Annotated in this window: 10 protein-coding genes; 5 read left to right on the top strand and 5 right to left on the bottom strand. The window is 60.4% G+C overall.

What is annotated here, in order from left to right; all coding sequences use genetic code 11:
• Positions 1–9 precede the first annotated feature (9 nt).
• The 3 genes from AC1DCP_RS09180 to AC1DCP_RS09190 form a co-directional block, all read right to left on the bottom strand.
• On the bottom strand, positions 10–828 hold the full coding sequence (locus AC1DCP_RS09180; RefSeq protein WP_003512280.1) for an ABC transporter permease: 819 nt from the start codon (positions 826–828) through the stop codon (positions 10–12).
• Positions 825–1,613 (bottom strand): ABC transporter ATP-binding protein, encoded by a 789-nt coding sequence (locus AC1DCP_RS09185; RefSeq protein ID WP_003512279.1) that lies wholly within the window; start codon positions 1,611–1,613, stop codon positions 825–827. The genes AC1DCP_RS09180 and AC1DCP_RS09185 overlap by 4 nt, the downstream gene beginning before the upstream one ends.
• Before the next feature lie 88 nt (positions 1,614–1,701).
• Positions 1,702–2,745: an ABC transporter substrate-binding protein gene (locus AC1DCP_RS09190; protein ID WP_065688168.1), complete on the bottom strand. Its 1,044-nt coding sequence runs from the start codon at positions 2,743–2,745 to the stop codon at positions 1,702–1,704.
• A 292-nt stretch (positions 2,746–3,037) separates the two neighbouring features.
• Here AC1DCP_RS09190 and AC1DCP_RS09195 point away from each other — a divergent pair, with 292 nt between their 5' ends.
• The 4 genes from AC1DCP_RS09195 (at position 3,038) to AC1DCP_RS09210 (ending at position 9,098) form a co-directional block, all read left to right on the top strand.
• Complete coding sequence (locus tag AC1DCP_RS09195) at positions 3,038–4,591, top strand: VOC family protein (protein WP_476774221.1); 1,554 nt, start codon at positions 3,038–3,040, stop codon at positions 4,589–4,591.
• 241 nt (positions 4,592–4,832) lie between these two features.
• A complete protein-coding gene (locus tag AC1DCP_RS09200) occupies positions 4,833–7,604 on the top strand; it encodes a DUF2339 domain-containing protein (RefSeq protein WP_065688166.1) in 2,772 nt (923 codons plus the stop codon).
• A complete protein-coding gene (locus AC1DCP_RS09205) occupies positions 7,601–8,245 on the top strand; it encodes an HD domain-containing protein (protein WP_019565360.1) in 645 nt (214 codons plus the stop codon). Before AC1DCP_RS09200 ends, AC1DCP_RS09205 begins: the two co-directional genes overlap by 4 nt.
• 10 nt (positions 8,246–8,255) lie before the next feature.
• The gene (locus tag AC1DCP_RS09210) at positions 8,256–9,098 is read left to right on the top strand and encodes an MOSC domain-containing protein (RefSeq protein WP_038490464.1); all 843 of its coding nucleotides are present in this window, start codon (positions 8,256–8,258) and stop codon (positions 9,096–9,098) included.
• Between the two features lie 31 nt (positions 9,099–9,129).
• On the opposite strand, the gene AC1DCP_RS09215 is transcribed toward AC1DCP_RS09210, so the two are convergent.
• Positions 9,130–9,864, bottom strand: coding sequence for a class I SAM-dependent methyltransferase (locus AC1DCP_RS09215; protein WP_065688165.1), 735 nt, complete (start codon positions 9,862–9,864; stop codon positions 9,130–9,132).
• Between the two features lie 176 nt (positions 9,865–10,040).
• On the opposite strand from AC1DCP_RS09215, the gene AC1DCP_RS09220 reads away from it, so the two are divergent.
• Complete coding sequence (locus tag AC1DCP_RS09220; RefSeq protein WP_065661183.1) at positions 10,041–11,255, top strand: MFS transporter; 1,215 nt, start codon at positions 10,041–10,043, stop codon at positions 11,253–11,255.
• 2 nt (positions 11,256–11,257) lie between these two features.
• Here the strand turns inward: AC1DCP_RS09220 and recO are convergent, their stop codons facing one another.
• Positions 11,258–12,022, bottom strand: coding sequence for a DNA repair protein RecO (gene recO, locus AC1DCP_RS09225; RefSeq protein WP_025592903.1), 765 nt, complete (start codon positions 12,020–12,022; stop codon positions 11,258–11,260).
• Positions 12,023–12,025 lie beyond the last annotated feature (3 nt).

Genomic DNA, 12,025 nt, shown 5'->3' on the forward strand with positions numbered 1-12,025 from the left:
TTTCCCCGCTCACTGCCCCATGGTCGAGCGATGCGCCCAGCCGGTCATGCGCTTTTCGAGCCAGGCCATGATCGCATACATGACGATACCTTCCACGGCGAGCATCAACAGACCGGCAAAGACCAGTGGGACGTTGAACTGGCTTTGCGCCGAACTCATCATATTACCGAGGCCATAATTGGAGGCGACGGTTTCCGATACGACCGAGCCGACGAAGGCGAGCGTGATGGCGATTTTCAGCGAGCCGAAGAAGTAAGGCATGGAGCGCGGAATGCCGACCTTCAGCATGATATCCATCTTCCTGGCGCCAAGTGCGCGCAGCACGTCCTCCGTTTCCGGCTCGATGGTGGCCAGACCGGTCGCGACGTTGACGACGATGGGGAAGAAGGAAATCAGGAACGCAGTCAGAACCGCAGGAACAGTGCCGATGCCGAACCAGATGACGAGGATCGGCACCAGCGCCACTTTGGGGATGGCATTAAAACCGATCATCAGCGGATAAAGCCCGGCATAGATGGTTTTCGACCAGCCGATAAAGAGGCCGATGGCGAGACCCGCCGCGACGGCGATCGCAAAACCGAGCGTGGTGGTATAGAGCGTCTGCAGTGAGTTCTTCCAGATCGGCGACCAATATTGCACGATGGCCTGCCCCACACGCACGGGCGACGGCAGAATGGTTGGCGGCATTTTCAGCGCGTAAACCAGCAATTCCCACATTGCAAACAGCGCCAGCGTATAGAGCCAGGGGGCGGCCTTCACCCAGTTGACCCGGGCGATCAGCGGTTTCGACGGCGCGGTTGCCATGCTGCTTTCCACAAACGCACTCATGCCGCCACCCTCGCCTGCGCTATCTCGCCATGCAGTTCCTGCACCATGTCGTTGAAACCCTTGTCATACATGATATCCAGCTGGCGCGGTCGCGCAAAAGGCACGCGGTGTTCCGCCAGCACGCGGCCCGGCCTTGCACTCATCACGAAAATCTTGTCGGCGAGAAAGGTCGCTTCGCGCAGATCGTGTGTCACCAGAATGATGGTAACCCGCTGCGCCGTATGCAGATCACGAATGACGCACCACAGTTCCTCACGGGTAAAGGCGTCGAGAGCGCCGAAGGGCTCGTCGAGCATGAGAAGGTCCGGCTCGTGGATCAATGCGCGGCAGAGATTGGCGCGCTGCTGCATGCCGCCGGAAAGCTGCCAGGGGAATTTCGAGCCGAAGCCTTTGAGGCCGACGATTTCCAGCAGGCGTTCGGCTTTGGCGACATATTCGGCCTTATGCGCGCGCAGACGCCGGCGGTGTTTCTCGACGATCTCCAGCGGCAGCAGGATATTTTCGAGCGTCGTGCGCCAGGGCAGCATCGTCGGGTTCTGAAACGCCATGCCGACAATGGACACCGGTTCCGTGACCTGCCGCCCGGCCACGATGACATTGCCCTTTTGCGGAATGTGCAGCCCCGTTACCAGCTTCATCAGGGTCGACTTACCGCAGCCCGACGGGCCGACGACAGCAGCGAATTCCCCCTTGTCGACCGTCAGGTTGAGGCCGGATACAGCCAGCGTTCCGGCTGCCCCGCCGTAACGCATGTCGACATTGTCTATTTCCACGAGATGTGACATCGCAGTCCCCTTTTCAGCCCCCCATGCTATTTAAAAATTGCAAACCGCCCGGACCGGCAAGCGATCCGGGCGGTCGCCGTGACATCAATCAGGGAAGCATGCGCTCTTCCTTGGGCGGCAGGTAAGCCGCGTCGAAGACCTGCTCTGCCTTGACGTTGCCTTTCAGACCCATGGAAACTTTCAGGGTCTCGAGGGAGGCAGCAAGCCGGGCCGGATTGACGCCGCCCATGCCATTTTCCACCACATAGGGCGTCTTGATGTTCATGCTGTTGGCCATGTTGAGGCGTTCCAGCTCAATCGCGCTGTCGAGCGTCTCGTTACGCTTGAGCACGGCCGCCACGCCCTCTTCAGGGGTCTTGACGGAATCGGCGAAGCCCTTGGCCAGCGCCTTGAGGAAACCCTTGACGGCATCAGGGTTTTTCTCAGCAAAATCAGTGTTTACCAGCACGGCATTGCCATAAAGATTCAAGCCATGCTCGGCCATCAGGATGGTCGAGATATCGTCATCGGCAATGCCCTGTTTTTTCAGGTTGAGGATCACCGAAAAGGCAAAACCGAAGACGCCGTCGACATCGCCCTTGGCGAGCATCGGCTCACGCACCGGAAAGCCGATCGATTCGATCTTGATCTTGCTGTCGTCCAGCCCCGCGACCTGCTTGAAGGCTGGCCATTGCGCAAAAGCGCCATCCGGCGGCGGCGCGCCGAGCTTCTTGCCTTCCAGCGACTTCGGGTCGCCAGTGACACCAAGCGACTTGCGGCCGACGACGGCAAATGTCGGGCGTTCATAGACCATGTAAACGGCCTTGACCTTCTGGCTCGGATCCTCATCGAGGAACTTGATCACCGAATTGATGTCGCCGAAACCCATCTGGTAAGCGCCGGTTGCCACGCGCGGAATGGCCTCCACCGAGCCGTTACCGCTGTCGATCGTCACGTCGAGGCCTTCGGCCTTGAAGTATCCCTTGTCCAACGCCAGCAGGAAACCTGCTGCAGGTCCCTCGAATTTCCAGTCGAGCGTGAATTTTACCGGCGTTTCGGCATGGGCGCTCGTTACCGGCAGCGACAGCCCGGCAGCGGCACCGACTGCAGCAATGGCCAGAGCTCTCGACAACAACCTACGCGTTAATATCATGTGTTCCCCCTGATGGTTATGGTTGGATTGGTTGCATAAGACCCAATTCCAGCCATCAAGGCAAGATAAAATTGCATACAAAATAGCCGTTATTTTGTATGCTTATTTTAAAGGCATTCATGGTCAACCGGCAGGCAAAAAGCCTGATTTTTGCCCATCCCGCATGCAACGAAGCGACTGCAATATCGTTCACGCAGCGAACACAGCGTTCTCACTTGCCGGGGTTGCGGATCAGGCGCAGCGTGGGACAAATAGGGCCACAAACAGCAGGCAAAACGGCGGGGACGGCAAGATGAATTCTGCACTGGGCATACACCACATCACGATGATCACCCGGAAGGTGCAGGCGAATGTCGATTTTTACGCCGGTTTTCTGGGCTTAAGGCTCGTCAAACGCACTGCCGGTTTTGAAGATGCCATGCAGCTTCACCTGCTTTACGGCGACGGAAACGCCTCGCCCGGCTCGCTTTTGACCTTCCTCGTCTGGGAAGACGGTGGGCAGGGCCGCGTGGGTTATGGCCAGACGCTGGAAGTTTCACTGGCGATCGACCCTGCCAGCATTGGTTTCTGGCTGACGCGCGCGCTGAAATTCGGCATCCGCGCCGAGGGCCCATCCGACGAATTCGGAACCCCTGTCATCCGGTTGAAAGACCCTGACGGCCTGATCGTCAAGCTGGTCGGCACGAACGCCTTCGCCGATGCCACGCCGCATGTGACAAACGACATCCCGGCAGAAGACGCCATTCGCCGGATTTATGGCGCGACGATGCTGAGCGAGGTGCCGGAAGAAACCGTGGCGTTCCTTACAAGATATTTCGGCTACCGGCAGGAAAGCCAGACAGGCGCGATCCGCCGGCTCATATCGCAAAGCGGCGACATCATCGACGTGCGCGACGCGACCGGCTTCTGGTCCAGCGCCCCGGGCACCGGCACTGTTGACCACATCGCTTTCCGCGCGAAGGATCTGGACGAGTTGAACGCGGTTCTGGCCGAGCTGAAATCGCTGAACTCCAGCACGACGAATGCCCACGACCGAAAATATTTCCACTCGCTTTATGTCCGCGAACCGGGCGGCGTGCTGATTGAAATGGCGACCGACGCTCCCGGCATGACCGTGGACGAACCGCTGGAGGCACTCGGCGAAAATTTGTTCATCCCGCCACTCTTCATGAAGGACGAAGCGGATGTGCGCGTTGCGCTGCCGCAATTTTCGATGCCGGGCGAAGAACGTATCGTCTATCGCGACCTGCCCTTCGTGCACCGCTTCTATACGCCCGAAAAGCCGGATGGCAGCACCATCATCCTGCTGCACGGTTCCGGCGGCAGTGAAACCAGCCTGATGCCGCTGGCGCACCGGGCTGCTCCGGGCGCCACGCTTCTTGGCGTTCGTGGCCGCAGCACGGAGGAAGACATCGCGCGCTGGTTCCGGCGTCTGCCCGATCTCAGCTTCGACCAGAAGGATATCGTCTCGGAAGCGGAAGCCTTTGCCGCCTTCATTGACGGCGCCATTCGGTCCTATGGTCTGGATCGCTCTAAGCTGCGCTTCATCGGCCATTCCAACGGCGCAAATTTCTATGCGGCCTTTGCGGCACTCTACCCGGAGCTTGCCGGGGATGCGCTGCTTTATCGCCCGTTGCCGATACTCGATAGATGGCCGGAAAGTGATCTTACCGGACGCAACTTCCTGCTCGTAGCCGGAGAACGCGACAAATATCGCGACAGAGCGGCAGATGTGCAAGGCAGGCTTGTGGCCGGCGGCGCGCGGGCAGAAGTGCAAATGATCGATGACGGTCACGATCTTGGGTTTGCCGATATCGAAGCGGCACGGCACTGGCTTGCGACGTGACATCTGACGATACTGCGTTGCCTCGTGGTTTGTTCTCCCCCGCCGGACAGAAAGCCACGGCAGCGGTATAAGGGGCAAAGGCCGTGAGATTGGGCAACGTTTTCCCCTCATCCGACCCTTCGGGACACCGTCTCCCCGGCGGGCAGAAGAAACAAACGGCAACCTCCCGCATCCCTCAACCAAGCCTTGCATAAATTCGCCAAAACGGCTTTAAAAACAGCTTAGTAATTGGAGAGTCTGTTTGGAAATCCCGTTTCTCATCCTCGCCGTCATCGCAGCCTTCATCTATACGCTGGTCGCAAGCATCCGCAATTCAAGCCGCATCAAGTCGCTGGAGCGTGAGCTTAACGGCCTGAAGCGGCTGATGGCCACCGGGGCGGCCTCTCCTCTTGCCGCACAGGCGGAGGCGGATGCAGCCGCGGAAAACCCGGATTTCAGGGCGGAAGAAGAAGATCGGGCTTTGCCGGAAGAAGAGTTCGTCGAAACGGAATATCCGTCCGAAACCGAAATGGCCGCGGCCATGGCGCCGGCGGAGAACCTTGCCAGCGCGGAAGAGACAAGTGCGCTTTCCACTGAGGCCGCATCCGCGTCAGCCCCGAAGGAAAGCTTCGAAAGTCTGCTGGGCGCACGCTGGGCAGTGTGGGCAGGTGGGCTGGCGCTGGCGCTCGGCGGCATTTTCCTGATCAAATATTCGATCGAGTCTGGGCTCCTGAGCCCGGCCGTGCGGCTTTCGCTCGCCGCCATTTTCGGCCTCGGTCTCGGTCTTGCCGGCGAGGCGATCCGCCGCAGGGCCGTACCTGGTATCGCCACCACCTATTCCAACGCCATGATACCGGGCGTGCTGACGGCAGCAGGTGCACTGACGCTGTTCGGCGTTATCTATGCCGCCTACGGCATTTACGACTACATAAGCCCCACCACCGCTTTCATCCTGCTCGGGCTTGTCGCCTTCGCCACTATTGGCCTTTCACTTCTGCACGGGCAGGCGCTCGCCGGTCTTGGCCTTTTGGGTTCGATGCTGACGCCTGCGCTGATTTCCACTGAAACCCCGAATATCTGGGCGCTCTTCGTCTTCCTCACCATATCCTGGCTCGCGACAGCAGCTGCTGCGCGCAGGCAGCGCTGGACCGTGGCTCCCTCGCTTGCCAATGCCGGTCTCGGCCTCTGGGCACTCGGCTATATCGCCATCGCCGACACGATCAGTGCTGCACCTCCGGTCCTTGCGCTTCTCGTCATGCTTGCGGGTACGATCTTCCTCTGGCCCGGACGCTATTTCGACACAGCACCTGCCGAAACGGGAGAAACCGTAACTTCCAGGCGGCGCGCCGTTCGCGCCATGCGGCTTTTGCTGCGCCCGTCGCTTGCCATCAATCTCACCGTCTCAATGGCCGTGATCCTGCCGGCATTCAGCTTTCTCGTCATCGGCGCCGGCATCGACCTTCATCCGGCCGTGATTGTCTCAGCGCTCATCGCAGGGCTGGCTGCCCTTGGTGCTTCCCGCCGCAACGCGGTCTGGCCCGCCATTATCGCAGCACTTGGCGCGCAGGCTGCGGTCTCGGTGATGTCTCGCTCCGGGCTCGATTTCATCGGCATCATCAACGATACCTCGATTGCGCTGCCGCCGGTGCGAACCGGCTACATGGCTGAAATCGCCATGGCGCTTGGTCTTGGCGCCATTCTTTTGCTCTGCGGTTTTTCCTTCCTGAAACGCAAGGGCGCCGACGATCCGGATTTCGCCCAGCTCTGGGCGGGGATTGCAGCTCTCTTCCCGGTCTGGCTCGGAACCGCGAGCTTCGTCGAATATGGAAATCTCGGTCGTGACTGGCTGCATGCAGCCTATGGCCTCGGCCTCGGTTTCCTGCTGATCGCCGCTGCAGAATGGCTGCACCGACAAAACAACGAGGCTTATCGCAAGCCGCTCAACATCCTCGTGCTCGGCTCCTTTGCCGCATTCGCGCTAAGCCTGCACACGCTGACTGAGGGGCTTACGACAACCATACTGCTTTCCGTCATCGGTTTCGGTTATGTGCTGGCAACCCGCCAGCGCAACTGGGATGTGCTGCCCTGGGTCATGGCGATTGCAAGCGTCGCCGTTCTCGGCCGCATCGCCTGGGAGCCGACCATCGTCGGGCCGCAAAATCTTGGGCTCACGCCGGTCTTCAACGCGCTTCTGCCGGGTTACGGCATTCCGGCGCTGCTCGCTATCGTCTCCGCCTGGATGCTGCGCGACTGGCCGGGCTTCCGGGCAAAGAACTTCCTGCAGGCCATCGCCAGCCTGATGGGCCTGCTGGCGGTCGCAATCCTCATCCGCCATGCGATGAATGGCGGCACACTGGACGAAAGCGTGCCGACGCTTGGCGAACAGTCGATCTATACGCTGCTGACCATCGGTTTTTCAGGCGTACTGATGACGCTCGATTTGAAGAGCCCCAGCCCCGTCTTCCGTTACGGCTCGATGATTGCAGGCGTTATCGCCGTCATCAACGTGCTGGTGATGCATTTCTTCACGCTGAACCCCTATTTCACCGGCGAAAATACCGGCCGCATCCCGTTCCTCAACCTGCTGCTGATCGGTTACCTGCTGCCGGCGCTTGCCTATGGCGGCCTTGCCTATTACGCACGCGGCAAGCGGCCTGCAGCCTATGTCAGCCTGCTGGCCGTGGCGGGTGCCGCACTCGGCTTTGCCTGGGCCACACTTTCGGTCCGCCGTTTCTGGCAGGGTGAAAACATTGCCAACTGGAAAGGCTTCCTGCAGGGCGAGACCTACAGCTACTCGGTGGTCTGGCTGTTGATCGGCGTATTGCTGCTCATCGTCGGTTCGCGCTTCAATGCCCGCAGCCTGCGTCTGGCATCCGCCGCCTTCGTGCTGATCTCCGTCGCCAAGGCATTCCTGATCGACATGAGCAATCTTGAGGGCGTGCTGCGGGCGCTGTCCTTCATCGGGCTTGGCGTCGTGCTGATCGGTATCGGTCTGTTCTATCAGAAAATCCTCACCCGGCAGCCGAAGACATGATCCCGGCTGAGGCTTTTGCGCCCTATGAGGCGCTTGCGCAGGACCTTATCCCGCATGCCGCCGATGCGGGCGACGGCTCGCACGATCTTGCCCATATCCACCGCGTCTTCCGCAACGCCATGCGCATCCATGCGGGCGAAGGCGGCGATGGCACGGTGCTTGCGGCCAGCGTGCTTTTGCACGATTGCGTGGCGGTGGAGAAGAACTCGCCGCTTCGCGCGCAGGCCTCACGCCTTGCGGCGGAAAAAGCCTCCGGCATTCTGGCCGGGCTTGGCTGGCGTCAGGCCGATATTGACGCCGCCGCGCATGCCATCACCACACATAGTTTTTCCGCCAATATCGAGCCGCAGACGCTGGAGGCAAAGATCCTACAGGATGCCGACCGGCTGGACGCCATCGGCATGGTGGGTGCTGCGCGTTGCTTTTATATTGCCGGGCGCATGGGTTCGGCGCTCTACGACCCGGCCGATCCGCTGGCAAAGGACCGTCCGCTTGATGATCGCGCCTTTGCCATCGACCATTTCGAAACCAAGCTGTTCAAGCTTGCGGATGGTTTCCGCACCGAAACCGGGCGAGAACTGGCAAAGGCCCGCCATGAGCGGCTGAAACAGGTGCTGGACCTGTTTCTCGACGAAATCTGAGGAGACCTGAATGCGTGTGACCGAACTCAACATCTACCCGCTGAAAAGCGCGCGCGGCATTGTCCTCTCGAAAAGCGATGTTTCGGCGGAAGGCCTGCCGGGCGACCGGCGCGCCATGCTGACCGACCCTTCGGGCCACTTCATCACCCAGCGCGAACTGCCTGATATTGCCACGGTTCTGGCACAGCACGCGGATGGCGGCATGGTGCTTTCGCGGGAAGCAGGTGGCGAGATTTTCGCCAGGCCTTCCGGGCAGCGCATGGATGTGGCTGTGTGGAAATCGATCGTCAGCGCCAATATCGCCGATAGCGAAACCAACGACACATTGTCTGAGTGGCTTGGGCGCGAGGTGAAGCTGGTGTTCTTCGATGACATCGCAAAACGCATCGCGAGCCTTGAATGGACCGGCAACGAAACGCCCGTCACCTTTGCGGACGGTTACCAGATCCTCGTCACCACCACCGCTTCACTTGCAGCCCTAAACGACAATATGCGTGCAAATGGCGAGGACGCCGTTGGCATGGAGCGGTTCCGGCCCAATATCGTGCTGGAAACGGACGAGCCGTGGGCGGAGGATCGCTGGGCGGCGATCGAGATCGGCGGCATCCGTTTCGACCTCGTCAAGCCCTGCGCCCGCTGCATCATGACGACACAGGACCAGATCACCGGCTCGCGCGATGTACCTTCCCCCATGAAGGCCATGGGCCGCATCCGCATGTCCGGCGACCGGCGCGTGCCCGGCCCGCTCTTCGGCTGGAATGTCACACCGCGCGGCAAAGGCAGGCTAGCTGTTGGCGATGTGGCAAAGGTAGTCGAGGAACGGCCGGACGGCTGGGCGATCAAGAGGCGTTAAGCTGCCGGGCGATGCATCTCACGATCTCGTATCAAGGCTTCTTCGCACCGACGATCAGGAAAATCGGACGGCGGTCTTCGTGTTTCATCTCCGGCCGCTCCGCCAGCAGGGCGGGATCGGGCCTCGGTTCCGCGAGCCGCGTGATCGCAAAGCCTGAAGTCAGCAGGGCGTTGAGAATGCCTGACACCGTGCGGTGATATTTGACGACATCATCCGCCATCCAGTTGGAATGGCGCACGCCCTCGTTCTGATAGTTATCGAGCGGCCAGTGCAGTATTTCGCCATCGTCGCCGTAGAACCAGTCCTGTTTGTCCAGCGCCGTGAACACGGGATGCTCGATGGAAAAGACAAAGTCGCCGCCGGATTTCAACACGGAGAAAACTCTCGCGAATACCGTATCGAGGTCGCGGACGTAGTGCAGAGCGAGTGAGCTCAGTACCAGATCGAAGCTTTCAGGCGCAAAATCGATGTCCTCGATCGCGGCGCGGCGATATTCGATGCCGGGGCCGCCGTTTATCTCGGCGGCGCGGCGCAGCATATTTTCCGACAGATCGACCCCGACGACATGCGCCGCGCCCTGCTCTACGGCGTGGCGGCAATGCCAGCCAAAACCGCAACCGAGATCAAGAACGGTCTTGTCTTTCAGCGTTGGCAACATGGCGCGCAGCTCATGCCATTCGCCCGCCTGACGCAGCCCCTCCAGAGAGCGTGGCATGGCGCTGTAGCGCTCGAAAAACTGCGGGTCGTCGTAAATATTCTGCTTCATCGTTGCCTCACCTTGCCCGATGGCATTTCACCTGAGTGTCTCATCAATCGCACGAATAGTGCCGTCAAGAAAAGTTGCTAGCGGGGCAGCCTTGCAAAAGATAATATTCCTCTCATCAAAGGGGAATTTTGCGGCACAGCGTCCCACGGGGCGAGGTGCTGCATCGGGAGAGTTTCATGTCGCAAGCCACACGCCAAACCATGCCCTGGGCGATCATCGTCGCCGGGTCGCTGATCGCGGTCATGACCTTCGGGCCACGCTCGGCGATGGGCTTTTTCCAGCTACCCATGCTGGCCGATACCGGCTGGGACCGCTCCACCTTCGGGCTTGCCATGGCGTTGCAGAACCTGTTCTGGGGTCTAGGCCAGCCATTCTTCGGCGCCATCGCCGATAAATTCGGCACCGGCCGTGTGCTCGTGCTTTCCGGCATTCTCTATGCGGCTGGCCTCATCTGCATGTCCTTCGGCACTTCGCCCTTCTGGCTGCATTTCGGTGGTGGCGTGCTTGTCGGGCTTGGCATTGCAGCTGGTTCGTTCAGCGTCATTCTTTCGGCCTTCGCGCGGCATGTTACGCCGCAGCAACGCTCGCTTGCCTTCGGCATCGGCACCGCGGCGGGATCGGCGGGCATGTTCCTGTTTGCGCCAATCAGCCAGGGCCTGATTTCCACCTATGGCTGGTCGGACAGTCTCGTCTGGCTTGCCGTAATGATGATGCTGGTGCCACTGCTGGCCTACCCGATGCGCGGCAATTCCTCGTCCGGCAGCCAGTCGCAGACGCAATTCAAGCAGACGGCAGGCGAGGCGCTAAGAGAAGCGCTCGGCCACAAGAGCTATCTGCTTTTGACCACCGGCTTTTTCGTCTGCGGTTTTCAGGTGGCCTTCATCACCGCGCATTTTCCGGCCTATCTCGGCGATATCGGCATCGAACCCCGCTATGCGGTCATCGCCATGGCGCTGATCGGCTTCTTTAACATCATCGGATCGCTGGCCGCCGGCGTCATTGCCCAGCGTTATTCGAAACCCTATCTGCTTGCCTATATCTATATCGCCCGCTCAATCGCCGTCACCGCCTTCCTGCTTCTGCCGCAGTCACCGCTTTCAGTCATCATCTTCGCGTCCGTGATGGGCATCCTGTGGCTTTCCACCGTGCCGCCGACCAATGCGCTGGTGGCGATCATGTTCGGCACGCGCCATCTCGGCATGCTGGGTGGCGTCGTATTCCTGTCGCATCAGATTGGCTCGTTCCTCGGCGTCTGGCTCGGCGGCTTCCTTTACGACAAGCTCGGCTCCTACGATCTCGTCTGGTGGCTCGGCGTCGGCATGGGTATTTTTGCGGCCATCGTGCATTGGCCTATTCAGGAACGACCCGCACCTCGGCCAGCAATGGCCTGAGGCTATACCGCCTTATCGAGCGCAGGCAGCACCGCCTTGCGCTCCAGTGCCTTCAACGCCGCCTGCACGAAACCGTCGCGGGCGGCGTTTTCATTGAGGCCGCGTGGATCATAGACATGGCGGTTGAGGAAATGGGCGGTGAGACGGAAGGCGGCCGCGAGGCTGTCGCGATCGGCGGCCTTCGACTGACCTTCGCTCAGGAAAGCGGGAAGCGAAAGCATACGCGCCGCATAGGGCGCCCCCGCCGTACTACAGACCGCCCTGCCCGTTTTGGGCGATACATAGATGAGATCGGTGCGCAGGCCCGTTGCCGCGCATTCCGTGAGATCGAGACCGAAACCAAGATCGTTCAGCACCGCCAGCTCGAACCGTACGAACAATTCGCCTGCATCGACCGGATCATGGAGATTGTCGAGAATGACGTCGAGCGCCTGATAGAGATGCGGATGCGGGTCACGCTCCGGCAAAAGGCGCAGCAACGCGCCCATGGCCTGCACGCCATAAACGGCGGTTGCCGTTTCCATCAATTGCGCTGCCCGCAACTGCAAAGGCTCAATGCGGAATTCGCCGAGATGGTCGTCAAGCCGCGCCCGCCAGATCACATCCACCCGGTTTCCCGCCTGCAGCACCGGCTGCATGCTGCGGGAGCGCCCGCCGCGCACCATCCCCAGATGGCGGCCGCGCAAACGGGTCATCACCTCGGCGATGACGCTGGTCTCGCCATGACGCTTTACGCCGAGAATGATTGCCTCGTCCTGCCACTGCATGAA

The organism is Agrobacterium sp. 10T429, from assembly GCF_056393925.1.

Excerpts from the sequence above, each read along its gene's own strand:
- AC1DCP_RS09180 (WP_003512280.1), bottom strand. The coding sequence starts at position 828 with ATGAGTGCGTTTGTGGAAAGCAGCATGGCAACCGCGCCGTCGAAACCG.
- AC1DCP_RS09185 (WP_003512279.1), bottom strand. The coding sequence starts at position 1,613 with ATGTCACATCTCGTGGAAATAGACAATGTCGACATGCGTTACGGCGGG.
- AC1DCP_RS09190 (WP_065688168.1), bottom strand. The coding sequence starts at position 2,745 with ATGATATTAACGCGTAGGTTGTTGTCGAGAGCTCTGGCCATTGCTGCA.
- AC1DCP_RS09195 (WP_476774221.1), top strand. The coding sequence starts at position 3,038 with ATGAATTCTGCACTGGGCATACACCACATCACGATGATCACCCGGAAG.
- AC1DCP_RS09205 (WP_019565360.1), top strand. The coding sequence starts at position 7,601 with ATGATCCCGGCTGAGGCTTTTGCGCCCTATGAGGCGCTTGCGCAGGAC.
- AC1DCP_RS09210 (WP_038490464.1), top strand. The coding sequence starts at position 8,256 with ATGCGTGTGACCGAACTCAACATCTACCCGCTGAAAAGCGCGCGCGGC.
- AC1DCP_RS09215 (WP_065688165.1), bottom strand. The coding sequence starts at position 9,864 with ATGAAGCAGAATATTTACGACGACCCGCAGTTTTTCGAGCGCTACAGC.
- AC1DCP_RS09220 (WP_065661183.1), top strand. The coding sequence starts at position 10,041 with ATGTCGCAAGCCACACGCCAAACCATGCCCTGGGCGATCATCGTCGCC.
- recO (WP_025592903.1), bottom strand. The coding sequence starts at position 12,022 with ATGCAGTGGCAGGACGAGGCAATCATTCTCGGCGTAAAGCGTCATGGC.